Genomic DNA, 15,074 nt, shown 5'->3' with positions numbered 1-15,074 from the left:
CCTTGATTTTTGTAAATCCCATCCAAATTTCGGATATATGCAATGAAAACTGGTAAAGAACTGAAACCCGGTACAGTGATCCGTCTCGAAAACGACCCTTGGCTGGTTCAGAAAGCTGAGTTCACCAAGTCCGGTCGTAACAGCGCCATCATGAAGACCAAGCTGAAAAACCTGCTGACCGGTTACAAGACCGAGATCGTCTACAGCGCCGATGACAAACTGGACGACGTGATCCTCGACCGCAAGGAAGCGACCCTGTCCTTCATCAGCGGCGACACCTACACGTTCATGGACACCACCGACTACACCATGTACGAGCTGAACGCTGAAGATATCGAAGCCGTTCTGCCGTTCATCGAAGAAGGCATGGAAGACGTCTGCGAAGCTATTTTCTTCGAAGAGCGCCTGGTTTCCGTAGAGCTGCCGACCACGATCGTGCGTAAAGTTGCCTACACCGAAGGTTCCGCTCGCGGTGACACTTCCGGCAAGGTAATGAAGCCTGCCAAGCTGAGCAATGGTACCGAGCTGCAAGTGGCCGACTTCATCGAAATCGACGACATGATCGAGATCGACACCCGTGAAGGTGGTTCGTACAAAGGTCGCGCCAAGAAGTAATTCCTGCGCCGCGATACGAACGGAAAAGCCCGACCCTGTGTCGGGCTTTTTTATGCGTGCAGTGTTTACTTCAGGTGTTGCTTGAGTTCATCCGACGCTTGCAGCAAGGCAGAACGTACAGCGGGCACCTGGCTGACCACGTTGAGCAAACCGTAGTCGTGGATCATGCCGTTGTAGCGCACGGCAGTGACCGGCACACCGGCCTGATCCAGTTTGCGGGCGTAGGCTTCACCTTCGTCACGCAGTACATCGGCACCGGCGGTTTGCACCATCGCAGGGGGCAAGCCCTTGAGTTGATCGGTGGTGGCCCGCAGTGGCGAGGCATAGATCTCGGCGCGCTGGTTGGCATCAGTGGTGTAATTGTCCCAGAACCATTTCATCATGTTCCTGGTGAGGAAGTGCCCTTCGGCGTACTGGTTGTAGGAACCCGTATCGAAGTTGGCATCGGTCACCGGCCACAGCAGCAACTGGAACTTGATCGCCGGCGTGCCCTTGTCCTTGGCCATCAGGCTGACCACTGCGGCCATGTTGCCGCCGACACTGTTGCCTGCGACTGCCAGGCGCTTGCCATCGACGTTGATGTCCTTGCCGTGCTCTGCCACCCACTTTGTTGCGCCGTACGCTTGGTTGATCGCCACCGGGTAATGCGCTTGTGGTGATGGGGTGTAGTTGACGAAGACCGCCACCGCCCCCGAACCCACCACCAGGTCCCGCACCAGGCGTTCATGGGTCGGGTAATCCCCCAGCACCCAGCCACCGCCGTGGAAGAACATGAACACTGGCAACGTACCCTTGACCCCGGCCGGACGCACAATGGTCAGGTCCAGCGGCTGGCCGTCGACCTGAATGGTCTTCTGGCTCACATCCGCCTTTGGCAGGCTCAGCTTCACTGCGGCCTGGGCACCGGTCAGCACCGCGCGGGCCTGCTGGGGCGTCAACTGCTCCATCGGCTTGCCGGTGCCGGCGTTCAGTGCATCCAGGAACCCCTGGGTGGTGTGCTCCACGTCACCGGTGGCGGCGAAGGCCGTGCTGATGGACAGGGCGAGCAGGCTGCCGGTGAGCGCTTTGGCAAATGTGTTCATGTTCTTCTCCGATCAGGGCGGCAGTGGTTAGACGGTTACGTGCAGACGCACATCGACGTTGCCGCGAGTGGCGTTGGAGTACGGGCAGACTTGGTGAGCGGCGTCGACCAGCGTTTGCGCATCATCCTGGGCCAGGCCTGGCAGGCTGATGTGCAGGTCGATGTCCAGGCCGAAGCCGCCAGGGATCTGGCCGATGCCTACGTGGGCGGTGATCGCAGCGTCATCCGGGATTTTGCGTTTGGTCTGGCCGGCGACGAATTTCAGGGCACCGATAAAGCAGGCCGAGTAGCCGGCGGCGAACAGTTGCTCAGGATTGGTGGCCTGGCCGCCAGCACCGCCCAATTCCTTGGGCGTGGAGAGCTTGACGTCGAGGATGTTGTCACTGGAAACAGCGCGACCATCACGGCCGCCGGTGGCGGTGGCTACTGCGGTATAGAGCGTTTGCATGGTGTCGTCCTCTGGTTTTAGCGCTAAATGTTTGTGCGCTAAGTAGTTGGTGGGGCGAATGTATAGCGCTAATGTTTAGCGCGCAAGATAAATTCACAAATATTTTTCAGGCGATTGAAAATAATGTGGGAGGGGCGGTCGCACCGCCCCTCCCACATTTTTAGCGCGTTGCTGTGTTCAGAGTGTGTTCTGCAGGTTGCTGCGCAAAGTAATCAAATCCGCCTGCAGCTTGCGCAACTGCTCCAGGTCCAGCCCGCTGGCCCCCAGGATGCATTGCGGAATCCCCATGGCCTTGTCCTGCAGGGCCCGACCGGCAGCGGTCAGCTCCACCACCACCACCCGCTCATCTTCGCGGCTGCGGGTGCGGCTCAACCGGCCTTCGGCTTCCAGGCGCTTGAGCAGGGGCGTCAGGGAGCCGGGATCGGTGAGCAGGCGGTTGCTGATTTCACCCACGGTCAAACCGTCTTCTTCCCACAACACCATCATGGCCAGGTACTGCGGATAGGTCAGGCCGAGGGCCTGAAGGAGCGGTTTGTATACCTTGGTCATCAACAGCGAGGTGGAATGCAAGGCGAAACACAGCTGGTTATCCAGCATCAAGGATTCACAGGGAGTTGGATTTTTGCTCATGGCGGTGCCTCGAAAGCCGGTATGACAGGAATCTAGCGGGCAAATCTTTAATGCGCCAGATAATTCTGCGCGGACGGTCAGACCCGTCCGCTTTGCAATGCCAGATCCCAAGGTGGTATCGGGCTGAAACGGGACTTCAAGTATTCCAGCAGCAACCGGCTGCGTGCATTGGGTTGCTGTTCCAGGCGTAGTGCGTAGATGCCGGTGGTTTCCGGGCTGGGCAAGCCGTTTTCACAAAACAGTGGCAAGAGTTCACCGCGCACCAGGTATTCGCTGGCCAGCCACGTAGGCAGATGCGCAATGCCCAGCCCTGCCAGGGCGCCGGAGAGCAGGGCCTCGGCATTGTTGGCACTCATGCGGATACGACGAGGCCGATAGATGGCGCGGCGCCCGTCCAGTTCAAAGCGCCAGGCGAACATCGGCGCCAACCCGTCCCAGTCCAGGCCGTCGTGTTCGCTCAATTCCCGCGGGTGCGCTGGCATACCTCGGCTTTTCAGGTAAGCCGGGCTGGCGCAGGCAATGCGCACAATACTGGCCAGCGGCGTGGCGATCAGACGTGTGTCGGCAATATGCCCGGCGCGCAGCACCAGGTCGACCTTGCCCAGGTGCGCGCCCTGCATATCGACAAAGCTGTCGATCAAATGCAGCTGTACATCCAGCCCTGGGTACACCTGCAGGAAATCTGCAATCACTGGCGCCAAGTGCCGTCGCCCGAACGCCGCCGGTGCATCCACGCGGATCAGGCCTTCCGGCGCATGGCTCAGGGACACGGCTTCGGCGCGCGCCAGCTGCAATTCACCGACAATTCGTCGCGCCCGCTCGGCGAAGGCCAGGCCGGCCGGGGTGGGGACCACGGCATGGGTGCTGCGCTGGAACAGGCGGCTGCCGACTGAGTTTTCCAGGCTGTCGATACGCCGCGCCACTGCCGAGGGGGTCAGCGGACGGCGGCGCGCAGCGGCGGAAAAGCTGCCGCTTTCCAGCACATCGAGAAACAGGCTCAGTTGGTCGGTCAACGTATTGGGATTCATGGGTCCGTGCTTGTGCGAGTTTGGCACAGCCATTGTGCGTTGCTGTGCCTTTGCGCGCCATAGCCGACTGCGTAGCATGCAAGACTCAGGGTTTGTGGAGTAACGAGCGGTGTTGGATTTAGCGATGTACCTGGTATTGGGCGCGGCCCTTGGCACAGTAGGCGGCTTGTTTGGCATTGGCGGTGGGCTGATCGCCATCCCCGTGCTGGGTGTGCTGTTCGGGCTCGATCAGCAGATCGCTCAAGGCACCGCGCTGGTGATGGTGGTCCCCAACGTGATGCTGGCCCTGTGGCGGTATCACCAGCGCAACCGCATTGAGCTGCGCCATGCCTTGCCGCTGGGTGTGATGGGGTTCAGTTTTGCCTGGCTGGGTTCGATCTGGGCGGTAGGCCTGGATGCCGGCGCGATGCGGATCGGGTTTATCGTCTTTTTGGTGGTACTGGCAGCCTATAATCTGTTGCGCATGTTCACCCGTAACGCACCGCCGACGGCGCAAATGCGCTATTCCTGGCCGTGGCTGGGCGTACTCGGCGCAGCCTCAGGCGCCATGGGCGGATTGTTCGGTGTCGGGGGCGCGGTGGTAGCCACGCCGGTGCTTACCAGTGTTTTCGGCACCAGCCAGGTGGTCGCCCAAGGCTTGTCCCTTGCGCTGGCGCTGCCCAGCACCGGCGTGACCCTGGTCACTTACGCCTGGCATCACGAAGTGGACTGGCTGATCGGCGTGCCTTTGGCGGTGGGCGGCCTGCTCAGTATCAGTTGGGGCGTGAAAGTCGCTCATGCGCTGCCCGAGCGGGTGTTGCGTGGCCTGTTCTGCGGTTTTCTGGCGGTGTGCGCGGTGATGCTGACATTTAAAGTCTGAACCCTTCGAGAATGTACTCGGCCAGGCATTCGGTGATGGGCGACGTCATTTGCGGGTTGCGCAGCAAGCGCAGATTCATCGACGGCAAGGGCGGGAAGCCTTCGTCGCTGCCCAGCACGCGCAGGTCTTGGGACACCAGGCTTTCCATGCTGACCATCGCGGCCAGGCCGGCACTGACCACCGCCAGGATCGCCGCGCCATTGGAGCTGTGATAAGCCAGGCGATAATCCCGTCCAGCCATATCCAGCGCGGTCTGGGCCCACTGCGTGTAGAGGCAGTCGCCGCCGGAAACCGCCAGCGGCAGGGCCTCGTGCTCGTCTACGCAAAAACACGGCGCTGCGGCCCACACCATGCGTTCAGTGCGCAGGAATTCACCGAGATCGTTGCCGGGCTCGCGGCTGATGACGGTCAATGCCAGGTCCCTTCGCTGCATCAGCACCGATGACGACTCGCAGTGCAACTCGATCTGGATCAGCGGGTAGGCCTTGGAGAACTGCTTGAGAATGCCCGGCAGAAAGCGCATCACGTAATCGTCCGGCGTGCCGATGCGCACCAACCCCACCATATGCGGCTCGCGCAGGGTGTTGAAGACCTCGCTGTGCAGTTTCAGGATACGCCGCGCATACCCCAGCAACACCTGGCCCTCAGGCGTCAGCCGCACCTGACGGCCGTCGCGTTCGAACAGCTTGCGTTGCAGCACGTCCTCTTCCAGGCGTTTGATCTGCATGCTCACCGCCGATTGAGTGCGGTTGACCAGCTCCCCGGCTCGGGTAAAGCCGCCCTGATCGGCGATGGCGACGAAGGTGCGCAGCACTTCCGTGTCGATGCTCGGGTAAGTCGACAATTGATCAATCTCCGAGATGTGTTACATAAGAAACATTCGTTGGATTGATCATAGGCCCAGGCACACACTCGCGTCATCCCCACTGGAGGGCGAGAAGATGAAAGGTCAAAAAGATCATGGGGCGATGGCACGGTCGCCGTTGTCAGGGCTTCTTCACATTATTTCGCGTTGGCCGGCGTTGCATCGCGAACGCCGGATGCTGGCGGGCATGAGTGATGATGCGCTCAAGGATATCGGGCTCAACCGTATCGACGTGGAGCAGGAGATCCACCGGCATTTCTGGGATGACCCGCTGCGCAAGTGACCGGGGATGCAGTAGGGTAGGTGCGAGCATTCAAGGAGCTATCCATGCCCGCCATCCTCTCCTTTTCCCTCAAGCAGGCACGCCGCATGGCGCTGGCGGCCCAGGGGTTTTCCGGGCGCCAGCGGCCGGCGCAGATAAAAGCCGCACACCTCAACCGCCTGATCGAACGTCTCGGCGTGCTGCAGATCGACTCGGTGAATGCGCTGGTGCGTTCCCATTACCTGCCGCTGTTTTCTCGACTGGGCAATTATTCCCCCTTGATGCTCGAACAGGCCGCCTGGAGCCAGGGGCGGCGACGTACGCTGTTCGAATACTGGGGGCATGAGGCCTCGTTGCTGCCCATGGCGATGTACCCCTTGATGCGCTGGCGCATGGAGCGGGCCAGACAGGGGCAGGGGATTTACGCGCAAATGGCGCGGTTCGGGCGTGAGCGGCAGGACACTGTCCAGCGCGTTCTGCAGGCCGTCGAACAGCGCGGCGCATTAGGTGCGGGCAGTCTGTCGACCCGTGAGGAACGCGCCGGGCCCTGGTGGGATTGGAGTGATGAGAAACATGCGCTGGAATGGCTGTTCGCGGCCGGTCTGGTGACCGTGGCGGGGCGGCGAGGGTTTGAACGCCTATACGATTTGCCGGAGCGGGTGATCCCCGGCGACATCCTTCAAACCTTCGTGAGCGACGACGAGGCCCTGCGCGGCTTGTTGTTGCACAGCGCCAGCGCACTGGGCGTGGCCACTGAAAAAGACCTGCGCGATTACTTCCGCCTCGATCCCGTCGACAGCCGCCAGCGCCTGGCCGAGTTGGTCGAGGAAGGCCAATTGCTGAGTTGCCAGGTACAGGGCTGGAAGCAGTCGGCGTATTGCCTGCCCGAGCCGAAAGTGCCACGCAACGTGCCGACCAGCGCATTGCTGTCGCCCTTTGATTCGTTGATCTGGGAGCGTGCCCGTACCGAGCGCCTGTTCGATTTCCGTTACCGGCTGGAAATTTACACCCCACAACACAAGCGGGTGTACGGCTACTACGTCCTGCCGTTTTTGCACAACGAGCGGATCGCTGCGCGCATTGATTTGCGCGCCGAACGGGCCAACGGCTGCCTGGCGGTGCATGCGGTGCACGAGCAAGAGCAGGGCCTGGATGAGCCGGGCATGTTGGCGTTGGCGCTGAACCTGCGGCAGATGGCCGATTGGCTGGGGCTACAGCAGGTCAAGCTCAATTGCCAGCGGGCCAGTGCTGCGCGATTACGCTTGGCAATGCTCAAGATGGATGCTGGGCTTTAGGGCGCCATCGGGGGCAAGCCCCCTCCCACAGGGGAATACGCTCCACATGTGGGAGGGGGCTTGCCCCCGATTGGCGTCAGTCCAGTCGGCAACAATCTAGCGCTTGACCTGTTTCAAGGTTTCGGCAATCAGGAACGCCAGTTCCAGCGACTGATCGGCGTTCATCCGCGGGTCGCAGTGGGTGTGATAACGGTCCGACAAACCGTCCTCGGTGATCGGCCGCGCGCCACCGATGCATTCGGTGACGTTCTGCCCGGTCATCTCGATATGAATGCCGCCGGCATAGCTGCCTTCAGCCTGGTGTACCTGGAAGAACTCCTTCACTTCGCCAAGGATCTGCGCGAAGTCGCGGGTCTTGTAACCGCTGCTGGCCTTGATGGTGTTGCCATGCATCGGGTCGGAGCTCCACAGCACTTGCTTGCCTTCGCGCTGCACGGCGCGAATCAGCCCTGGCAGGTGGTCGCCAACTTTATTGGCACCCATGCGCGCGATCAGGTTCAAGCGGCCAGGGTCGTTGTCCGGGTTGAGAATGTCGATCAGACGGATCAGGTCGTCCGGGTTCATGCTCGGGCCGACCTTGACCCCGATCGGGTTGTTCACCCCGCGCAGAAACTCGACATGGGCGCCATCCAACTGACGGGTACGGTCGCCAATCCAGAGCATATGGGCCGAGCAAGCGTAGTAGTCGTTGGTCAGGCTGTCACGACGTACGAAGGCTTCCTCATAGTTGAGCAGCAACGCTTCATGAGCGGTGAAGAAGCTGGTCTCGCGCAGTTGCGGCGAATCGTCCATGCCGCAGGCGCGCATGAAGGCCAGGGTTTCGTCGATGCGGTCGGCCAGTTGGCTGTACTTCTCGGCCAACGCGGAGTTGGCAATAAAGTCCAGGTTCCACTGGTGCACCTGGTGCAGATCGGCGAAGCCACCCTGGGCAAAAGCGCGCAGCAGGTTGAAGGTGGCGGTGGACTGGTGGTAGCTCTGCAGCAGGCGGTCCGGGTCCGGTACGCGGCTCTTTTCGTCGAAGCCGATGCCATTGACGATATCGCCGCGGTAGGCGGGCAGGGTGATGCCGTCAATGGTTTCATCGTTGGACGAGCGCGGCTTGGCGAACTGGCCGGCCATGCGCCCGACTTTGACCACCGGGCAGCCAGCGGCGAAGGTCATGACAATCGCCATCTGCAGCAGCACTTTGAAGGTGTCACGGATTTTCGCGGCGGAGAACTCGGCAAAGCTCTCGGCGCAGTCCCCGCCTTGCAGCAGGAAGGCGCGACCCTGGGTCACTTCGGCAAACTGACGCCGCAATTCGCGGGCTTCCCCGGCAAACACCAGCGGCGGGTAACTGGCCAGGCTCTGCTCCACTTGCAGCAGGTGTGCGGCATCCGGATAACGGGGTTGTTGCTGGATCGGCAGGGCACGCCAGCTGTCGGGACTCCAGGGTTGGCTCATCATGCACTCGTTGGGTAGGTTGAGGTTCGGACGTCAATGTTAGCAGCAATTAGTGCGTGACCTGCTGGCTTCACTGGCTGACAATCGCGCACTTTGCTGTACAGCAACCCGTTAGGAGTAGTGATGAGCGAGGAGCGTGTCGAGCGCCTGCTGGCCGAAGTCCATGATGATTTCGGCATGATCCGTGTGCTGGAAGTGGCCGATTACCGTTTTCTCGAATTTGGCGACGCCATTGAGCAAAGTTGCGTGTTTACCGCCGACCCGAGCTGGCTGGAGTACGACTACACCCGCGCCATGTTGATCGGGGCGTTGTGCCATCAGCAGCCGGAAAGTGCGCTGTTCCTCGGCCTGGGCGCCGGCACGCTGACCCAGGCATGCCTCAAGTTCCTGACGCTTGACGATGTTGAAGCCATCGAGCTGCGCCCCGACGTACCGCGCCTGGCGATGGAGTATTTGGGACTGGACGATGATCCGCGCCTGTATATTCGCATCGGCGATGCCCTGCAATTGCTCGATAGCGCCGAACCGGCCGATCTGATCTTCGTCGACCTGTACACCGATGTGGGGCCGGGCGTCGGCCACCTGGCCTGGACGTTCCTCGAAAACTGCCAGAAGAAGCTCAACCCCGGCGGCTGGCTGGTGATCAACCAGTGGGCCACCGATGACGGCAAGCCGCTGGGCGCGGCATTGTTGCGCGGGTTGTATCACCGGCATTACTGGGAACTGCCGGTGAAGGAGGGCAACGTGATTCTGCTGGTGCCTTCGGAGCTGGATCAGGAACTGGACCTGGATGCGCTGGTGGTTCGTGCCGAAGCCTTGGCGCCGCGCTTGGGGTATTCGTTGCAGGCGTTGATCAAGGCGATTCGGCCGGCGACTTAAGTCGTCTGCTCTGGCGCCGTCGGGGGCAAGCCCCCTCCCACATTTTTTGGTTTGTGAATACATTCAAGTGTGGGAGGGGGCTTGCCCCCGATGAGGTCATCCCTGTCTACATTCAAATACCCTTGAACACCCCCGGCCGCTTCTCGATCATCGCCCGCACGCCTTCCTTGGCATCCTCGCTGTTGAGCAATTTATCCACCATCGGCGGCAGTGCGGCCGCCGCCACGGTCTCACCTTCCTTGCGTGCCAATCGCGCCGACATCAGCGTTGCCTGCACCCCAAGCGGAGCCTGGCGTGCGATGCGATTGGCCAACTCGATGGCGCGCGGCAGCAAGTCTTCGCTGGCCATCACTTCCTGCACCAGGCCCAGGCGCAGGGCTTCATGGGCGTCAAATTCATCGCCGGTCAGCAACCAGCGCATCGCGTTGCCCCAGCCGGCGATCTGATGAAAGCGTAACGTCGCGCCGCCGAACGGAAATATCCCACGCTGCACTTCCATCTGCGCGAAGCGAGTGTTACTGGCGCAAAGGTTGATATCCGCTGCCAGCATCAGTTCGATGCCAATGGTCAGGCAGTAGCCGTGGACGGCAACGATCACCGGCTTATTGACCCTGGGGCCTGCGAACACGCCCCAGGGATCGCAGCCGCCCAGGGGCGGTTGCCAGCCCCCGGCCATTACGCCGCTGACATTGGCCAGGTCGAGCCCGGCGGTGAAGTGGTCGCCATGGGCAAATACCACGGCAACCCGCGCGTCATCGTTTCGATCAAAATCGCCATAGGCCATGCTCAGTTCATTAAGCAGGTCCAGGTCGAAAGCATTGCGCTTGGCCACTCGATCCAGCCCCAACAGCAGGACATGACCCTGGAGTTCACGGCTGACGCGGCTGGTGCTGGCTTGATTCATCGGGTGTGCCCTCGGGCGCGGGTAAGGTTTCAGACCAAAGGACCGGTCTGGGCAGGTGAACCGTTTAAGCGTGATGACCAACAGGGCCGGGCTTTTGAAAAATAGACCCTGGCGCACTTATCTGCAAAGGCTGTGACACAGCACGGTTTCTCAGTGCTTTGCGATAAAAAAAGCTCCCTTTTTCAGCTATTTCCGGTATAGTGCGCGCCGGCCTTTAACCGGGCCGCGTTTAGGTAGCGCAATTCCCCGAAGTCAGCTTCGGCTGCACGTCCGCACAGCGGACTCTCCCTTGACGAATCTTTTTCATTCATTCGTTTTCGCAAATCCCCGCCGACAAAGCAGCCAGGGCGACTCTTGAGTCTCAACACGGCATGCGCAGCTTTGGAGCATGGGTCTTTGCGGATGCACTTAGAGGCAGACCCATGACCCAGGAAACCGGCGGCTTCGCCGCTTTTAATCTTAATCCGAACATTCTCGCCGCTGTCATCGCGACTGGCTACGAAGAACCTTCGGCTATTCAGCAGCAATCGATCCCGATCATCATGGCCGGCCAGGACATGATTGGCCAGGCGCAAACCGGTACCGGTAAAACCGCCGCGTTCGCCCTGCCTATCCTGCACTGCATCGATCCTGCCAAGCGCGAGCCGCAAGCCCTGATCCTGGCGCCAACCCGTGAGTTGGCGCTGCAAGTAGCAACCGCTTTCGAAACCTACGCCAAGCAAATGCCAGGTGTAACCGTTGTGGCCGTTTACGGCGGCGCGCCCATGGGCCCACAACTGAAAGCCATCCGTAACGGCGCACAGATCGTTGTCGCCACCCCGGGCCGTCTGTGCGACCACCTGCGTCGTGACGAGAAAGTCCTGTCGACCGTGAACCACCTGGTTCTGGACGAAGCCGACGAAATGTTGAAGCTGGGCTTCATGGACGACCTGGAAGTCATCTTCAAGGCACTGCCACCGACCCGTCAGACCGTGCTGTTCTCGGCCACCCTGCCGCAGTCGATCCGTGCCATTGCCGAACGCCATCTGCGCGATCCGCAACACGTCAAGATCCAGACCAAGACCCAGACCGTTACCGCGATCGAACAGGCTCACCTGTTGGTTCACGCTGACCAGAAGACCTCGGCTGTATTGAGCCTGCTGGAAGTCGAAGACTTCGACGCCCTGATCATGTTCGTGCGCACCAAGCAAGCGACCCTGGACCTGGCCAGCGCCCTGGAAGCCAAAGGCTACAAGGCCGCTGCGCTGAACGGTGACATCGCCCAGAACCAGCGTGAGCGCGTCATCGACTCCCTCAAGGATGGCCGCCTGGACATCGTTGTGGCGACCGACGTTGCTGCCCGTGGTCTCGACGTTCCACGTATCACCCACGTGTTCAACGTTGACATGCCGTACGATCCTGAATCCTACGTTCACCGTATCGGCCGTACCGGCCGTGCCGGTCGCGAAGGTCGTGCACTGCTGCTGGTGACGCCACGTGAGCGCCGCATGCTGCAAGTGATCGAGCGTGTAACCGGGCAGAAAGTTGCCGAAGTGCGCCTGCCGGATGCCCAAGCTGTTCTCGATGCTCGCATCAAGAAATTGACCAACAGCCTGGCACCCTTGGTGGCTGACGCTGAATCGACCCACGGCGACCTGCTTGACCGCCTGACCGCCGATATCGGTTGCACCCCGCGTGCCCTGGCTGCGGCGTTGCTGCGCAAAGCCACCAACGGTCAAGCCCTGACCCTGGCGGCCATCGAGAAGGAGCGCCCACTGGTGCCGAACAACGCGCCACGCGGTGATCGTCCAGAGCGTACCGGCGACCGTCCGGACCGTGGCGATCGTGAGCGTCGTGCTCCGGTTCCATTGGCCGAAGGTCGTGCTCGTTGCCGTACCGCGCTGGGCGCGCGTGACGGTATCGCGGCCAAGAACCTGCTGGGCGCTATCCTCAACGAGGGTGGCCTGGCGCGTGAAGCCATCGGTCGCATCCAGGTGCGTGACAGCTTCTCCCTGGTGGAGCTGCCGGAAGACGGTCTGGAAAAACTGCTGGCCAAGTTGAAAGACACTCGTGTTGCCGGTAAGCAGTTGAAGCTGCGTCGCTATCGCGAAGATTGATCCGCCTCCAGGCTGATTGATCGCACATAAAAAATCCCCGACTGGTTCGGGGATTTTTTTTGCCTGGGATTTATGGCCGGCACTCGGTTCTGGTGAGAGGGACTGCGTCAGCCAAAACGATAGATATCCATTCCAAGCGCACCCAGTGTGAAGCCCTGATGCGCCACGATGAAATCTCCGCCCACCCCCCGCGCGAAGTACAGCGGCAGCAAGTGCTCATCGCTGGGATGGCTGCGCACGGCGTGTGGCGCCTGGCGGCGATAGTCATGCAAGGCTGCGTCGTCATTGGCCGCCAGCTTGTCGACGACCCAGTTGCGAAACTCCAGCGCCCATGGCGTGATGGTCTCAGGCCCTGCGCGCCAATCCAACTCTCCCAGGTTATGGGTGATACTGCCGGAGCCGATCAACAACACACCTTGCTCGCGCAGGCCGGCGAGCGCCTGCCCGACCCGGCTCTGCAGGGCCGGGCCCATGCGGCTGGGCAGCGACACTTGCACCACCGGGATATCCGCCGCCGGGTACATCAGTGACAGGGGCACCCAGGTGCCATGGTCGAATGGGCGGCGCTCATCGATGTGCGCACTTAGGCCATCGGCATGCAGCAGTTCGACGATTTCAGCGGCCAGCCGTGGCTCGCCCGGCGCGGGATACTGCACGGCAAACAGCTCGCGGGGGAAACCCCCAAAGTCATGCCAGGTCTGGGGTGCGCTGCCGCCGCTGACCAGCAACTCCTGGCTTTCCCAATGCGCCGATACCACCACGATCGCCTGTGGGCGGGGCAGCTCGGCCGCCAGGCGTTGCAACGCCGGGCCGCTCGCGCCGGGTTGCAGGGCGAGCATGGGTGAACCGTGGGAGATAAACAGGCTGGGGAGCATAAGACGGGTCCTGGGCGTTAACATAGGCCCATCTTCAATCAGTTCATCGATCAAAATCTAATATAAGTTTTAACGCTTTTTGATCGAATTTTCGGAGTTATCCATGGAACCCAAGTTTTGGCAGGAGCGTTGGGCACGCAACCAGATCGGCTTTCATTTGCCCGAGGTTAACCCCTATCTGCAGCGGCATTGGCCGCAGTTAGGGTTGGCGGACGGGGCCAAGGTGCTGGTTCCGTTGTGTGGCAAAAGCCTTGATCTGGTATGGCTGGCCAGTCAGGGCTACCACGTGATGGGGGTGGAACTGTCCGAGCAGGCGGTTGAGACGTTTTTCAACGAGCAGGGGTTGGCGCCGCAGATCAGCAGACGGGGCGACTTCAAGGTGTACCAGACGAGCCTGATCGAAGTGTGGTGTGGCGATATCTTCGACCTCGATGCGCAGGCAGTTGCTGATTGCAGCGGCCTGTATGACCGCGCAGCGTTGATCGCGTTGCCGCCGTTGATGCGAGCCCAATACGCCGAGCGCCTCAATGCTTTGCTGGGCCGTGGCGCCAAGGGCCTGTTGGTTACGCTCGATTACGACCAGGTGCAAAAGGCCGGCCCGCCCTTTGCGGTCAGCGATGAAGAAGTGCGCGTGTTGCTGGGTGGGCATTGGGCATTGGACAGGCTCGAAGAAAAGGACATTCTCGGCGAAAGCTGGAAGTTTGTTCAGGAAGGTGTCACCCGCCTTGACGAGCGAGTTTACCGGTTGACCAAGGCCTGAATCGCGCCCACAAAAAAGGGGCGATTCAATCGCCCCTTTTGTCTTTCCCGATGCTGTCAGCCGCGACGACGCAAGGCGTCAATCCGCTCTTCCAGCGGTGGGTGGCTCATGAACATGCGCGCCAGGCCTTGCTTGATGCCGCCGTTGATACCGAAGGCGGTCAGGCTGTCCGGCATATGCACCGGCAGACCTTGTTCGGAGCGCAGGCGCTGCAGTGCGCCGATCATCGCGCTGGTGCCCGCCAGGCGTGCGCCGGCTTCGTCTGCGCGGAACTCACGTTTACGCGAGAACCACATCACGATGGCGCTTGCCAGGAAGCCCAGCACCAGCTCGGCGAAGATGGTTGCCACGAAGTAGGCGATACCGCGACCTTCTTCGTTCTTGAAGATCACCTTGTCGACGAAGTTGCCGATGATCCGTGCAAAGAACATCACGAAGGTGTTCACCACGCCCTGTACCAGTGCGAGGGTGACCATGTCGCCGTTGGCCACGTGGCCGATCTCGTGTGCAAGCACCGCTTTGACTTCGTCCGGCGAGAAACGCTCCAGCAGGCCCTGGCTGACGGCGACCAGTGCGTCGTTCTTGTTCCAGCCGGTGGCGAAGGCGTTGGCCTCATAGGCAGGGAAGATCCCCACCTCGGGCATTTTGATGCCTGCTTCTTGAGACAACTGCTCCACGGTTTGCATCAGCCATTGTTCATGGCGGGTGCGTGGTTGAGTGATGATCTGGGTACTGGTGCTCATTTTCGCCATCCACTTGGAGATGAACAGCGAGAACAGCGAACCGGCAAAACCAAAGACCGCACAGAAAATCAGCAGCTGATTGAGGTTCAGATCAACCCCGTTGGCCGCCATGAACCCATTGAAGCCAAAAAGGCTCAGGGTGACGCTGGCAATCAGTACGACTGCCAGGTTAGTGGCCAAGAACAGCAGGATGCGCATCATGGTTGTAGAATTCTCCTCATGCTTAATATGTCGCTTACTGCGGGGTATATAAGGTGCGGCCTGGGGTGATTCAACCGAGCGACTATTTCA

16 protein-coding genes are annotated in these 15,074 nt (G+C 60.8%); 7 read left to right on the top strand and 9 right to left on the bottom strand.

From position 1 onward, the window contains the following. The first annotated feature begins 42 nt into the window (after positions 1-42). Positions 43-615 (top strand): elongation factor P, encoded by a 573-nt coding sequence (locus CIB54_RS15790; RefSeq protein WP_065872731.1) that lies wholly within the window; start codon positions 43-45, stop codon positions 613-615. 65 nt (positions 616-680) lie between these two features. On the opposite strand, the gene CIB54_RS15785 is transcribed toward CIB54_RS15790, so the two are convergent. The 4 genes from CIB54_RS15785 to CIB54_RS15770 all read right to left on the bottom strand — a co-directional run bounded on the left by CIB54_RS15785 (position 681) and on the right by CIB54_RS15770 (position 3,802). Next, a complete protein-coding gene (locus CIB54_RS15785) occupies positions 681-1,697 on the bottom strand; it encodes an alpha/beta hydrolase (protein ID WP_065949187.1) in 1,017 nt (338 codons plus the stop codon). Positions 1,698-1,724: 27 nt separating this feature from the next. After that, a complete protein-coding gene (locus CIB54_RS15780) occupies positions 1,725-2,144 on the bottom strand; it encodes an organic hydroperoxide resistance protein (protein ID WP_065949186.1) in 420 nt (139 codons plus the stop codon). A gap of 177 nt (positions 2,145-2,321) precedes the next feature. Further along, positions 2,322-2,774 (bottom strand): MarR family winged helix-turn-helix transcriptional regulator, encoded by a 453-nt coding sequence (locus tag CIB54_RS15775; RefSeq protein WP_065949185.1) that lies wholly within the window; start codon positions 2,772-2,774, stop codon positions 2,322-2,324. A gap of 77 nt (positions 2,775-2,851) precedes the next feature. Next, positions 2,852-3,802, bottom strand: coding sequence for a LysR family transcriptional regulator (locus tag CIB54_RS15770; protein WP_101220233.1), 951 nt, complete (start codon positions 3,800-3,802; stop codon positions 2,852-2,854). A 109-nt stretch (positions 3,803-3,911) separates the two neighbouring features. Between CIB54_RS15770 and CIB54_RS15765 the strand changes: the two genes are divergently transcribed. After that, positions 3,912-4,661, top strand: a complete 750-nt coding sequence (locus tag CIB54_RS15765) for a sulfite exporter TauE/SafE family protein (protein ID WP_065949183.1) — start codon at positions 3,912-3,914, stop codon at positions 4,659-4,661. Here the strand turns inward: CIB54_RS15765 and CIB54_RS15760 are convergent. Beyond that, positions 4,651-5,505 (bottom strand): LysR family transcriptional regulator, encoded by an 855-nt coding sequence (locus CIB54_RS15760; RefSeq protein ID WP_065949182.1) that lies wholly within the window; start codon positions 5,503-5,505, stop codon positions 4,651-4,653. The two genes, CIB54_RS15765 and CIB54_RS15760, sit on opposite strands and share 11 nt — an antisense overlap. Before the next feature lie 97 nt (positions 5,506-5,602). Here CIB54_RS15760 and CIB54_RS15755 point away from each other — a divergent pair, with 97 nt between their 5' ends. Both CIB54_RS15755 and CIB54_RS15750 read left to right on the top strand, forming a co-directional pair. Then, complete coding sequence (locus CIB54_RS15755; protein WP_065949181.1) at positions 5,603-5,809, top strand: DUF1127 domain-containing protein; 207 nt, start codon at positions 5,603-5,605, stop codon at positions 5,807-5,809. Between the two features lie 44 nt (positions 5,810-5,853). Further along, the gene (locus CIB54_RS15750) at positions 5,854-7,083 is read left to right on the top strand and encodes a winged helix-turn-helix domain-containing protein (protein ID WP_101220232.1); all 1,230 of its coding nucleotides are present in this window, start codon (positions 5,854-5,856) and stop codon (positions 7,081-7,083) included. 96 nt (positions 7,084-7,179) lie between these two features. Here the strand turns inward: CIB54_RS15750 and CIB54_RS15745 are convergent, their stop codons facing one another. Further along, a complete protein-coding gene (locus tag CIB54_RS15745; RefSeq protein ID WP_065949179.1) occupies positions 7,180-8,526 on the bottom strand; it encodes a class II 3-deoxy-7-phosphoheptulonate synthase in 1,347 nt (448 codons plus the stop codon). 123 nt (positions 8,527-8,649) lie between these two features. Here CIB54_RS15745 and CIB54_RS15740 point away from each other — a divergent pair, with 123 nt between their 5' ends. After that, positions 8,650-9,405, top strand: a complete 756-nt coding sequence (locus CIB54_RS15740; protein WP_101220231.1) for a spermidine synthase — start codon at positions 8,650-8,652, stop codon at positions 9,403-9,405. Positions 9,406-9,517: 112 nt separating this feature from the next. Here the strand turns inward: CIB54_RS15740 and CIB54_RS15735 are convergent, their stop codons facing one another. After that, complete coding sequence (locus tag CIB54_RS15735) at positions 9,518-10,309, bottom strand: crotonase/enoyl-CoA hydratase family protein (protein WP_065949177.1); 792 nt, start codon at positions 10,307-10,309, stop codon at positions 9,518-9,520. A 422-nt stretch (positions 10,310-10,731) separates the two neighbouring features. On the opposite strand from CIB54_RS15735, the gene CIB54_RS15725 reads away from it, so the two are divergent. Further along, positions 10,732-12,405: a DEAD/DEAH box helicase gene (locus CIB54_RS15725; RefSeq protein ID WP_065885148.1), complete on the top strand. Its 1,674-nt coding sequence runs from the start codon at positions 10,732-10,734 to the stop codon at positions 12,403-12,405. 107 nt (positions 12,406-12,512) lie between these two features. On the opposite strand, the gene CIB54_RS15720 is transcribed toward CIB54_RS15725, so the two are convergent. After that, positions 12,513-13,280 carry a DODA-type extradiol aromatic ring-opening family dioxygenase gene (locus tag CIB54_RS15720; RefSeq protein ID WP_101220230.1) on the bottom strand — a complete coding sequence of 256 codons (768 nt, stop codon included), beginning with the start codon at positions 13,278-13,280 and terminating at the stop codon, positions 12,513-12,515. 103 nt (positions 13,281-13,383) lie between these two features. Here CIB54_RS15720 and CIB54_RS15715 point away from each other — a divergent pair, with 103 nt between their 5' ends. Continuing rightward, positions 13,384-14,040 (top strand): thiopurine S-methyltransferase, encoded by a 657-nt coding sequence (locus CIB54_RS15715; RefSeq protein WP_101220229.1) that lies wholly within the window; start codon positions 13,384-13,386, stop codon positions 14,038-14,040. Between the two features lie 56 nt (positions 14,041-14,096). On the opposite strand, the gene htpX is transcribed toward CIB54_RS15715, so the two are convergent. Then, complete coding sequence (gene htpX / locus CIB54_RS15710) at positions 14,097-14,984, bottom strand: protease HtpX (protein ID WP_065885152.1); 888 nt, start codon at positions 14,982-14,984, stop codon at positions 14,097-14,099. Positions 14,985-15,074 lie beyond the last annotated feature (90 nt).

The sequence above is a fragment of the Pseudomonas fluorescens genome, from assembly GCF_002837185.1.
Lineage (GTDB): Bacteria > Pseudomonadota > Gammaproteobacteria > Pseudomonadales > Pseudomonadaceae > Aquipseudomonas > Aquipseudomonas fluorescens_AM.
The sequence above is the reverse complement of the archived record's forward strand: the minus strand, read 5'-3'. Positions and strand labels throughout refer to the sequence as shown.

Excerpts from the sequence above, each read along its gene's own strand:
- CIB54_RS15790 (WP_065872731.1), top strand. The coding sequence starts at position 43 with ATGAAAACTGGTAAAGAACTGAAACCCGGTACAGTGATCCGTCTCGAA.
- CIB54_RS15785 (WP_065949187.1), bottom strand. The coding sequence starts at position 1,697 with ATGAACACATTTGCCAAAGCGCTCACCGGCAGCCTGCTCGCCCTGTCC.
- CIB54_RS15780 (WP_065949186.1), bottom strand. The coding sequence starts at position 2,144 with ATGCAAACGCTCTATACCGCAGTAGCCACCGCCACCGGCGGCCGTGAT.
- CIB54_RS15775 (WP_065949185.1), bottom strand. The coding sequence starts at position 2,774 with ATGAGCAAAAATCCAACTCCCTGTGAATCCTTGATGCTGGATAACCAG.
- CIB54_RS15770 (WP_101220233.1), bottom strand. The coding sequence starts at position 3,802 with ATGAATCCCAATACGTTGACCGACCAACTGAGCCTGTTTCTCGATGTG.
- CIB54_RS15755 (WP_065949181.1), top strand. The coding sequence starts at position 5,603 with ATGAAAGGTCAAAAAGATCATGGGGCGATGGCACGGTCGCCGTTGTCA.
- CIB54_RS15750 (WP_101220232.1), top strand. The coding sequence starts at position 5,854 with ATGCCCGCCATCCTCTCCTTTTCCCTCAAGCAGGCACGCCGCATGGCG.
- CIB54_RS15745 (WP_065949179.1), bottom strand. The coding sequence starts at position 8,526 with ATGAGCCAACCCTGGAGTCCCGACAGCTGGCGTGCCCTGCCGATCCAG.
- CIB54_RS15740 (WP_101220231.1), top strand. The coding sequence starts at position 8,650 with ATGAGCGAGGAGCGTGTCGAGCGCCTGCTGGCCGAAGTCCATGATGAT.
- CIB54_RS15735 (WP_065949177.1), bottom strand. The coding sequence starts at position 10,309 with ATGAATCAAGCCAGCACCAGCCGCGTCAGCCGTGAACTCCAGGGTCAT.
- CIB54_RS15725 (WP_065885148.1), top strand. The coding sequence starts at position 10,732 with ATGACCCAGGAAACCGGCGGCTTCGCCGCTTTTAATCTTAATCCGAAC.
- CIB54_RS15720 (WP_101220230.1), bottom strand. The coding sequence starts at position 13,280 with ATGCTCCCCAGCCTGTTTATCTCCCACGGTTCACCCATGCTCGCCCTG.
- CIB54_RS15715 (WP_101220229.1), top strand. The coding sequence starts at position 13,384 with ATGGAACCCAAGTTTTGGCAGGAGCGTTGGGCACGCAACCAGATCGGC.
- htpX (WP_065885152.1), bottom strand. The coding sequence starts at position 14,984 with ATGATGCGCATCCTGCTGTTCTTGGCCACTAACCTGGCAGTCGTACTG.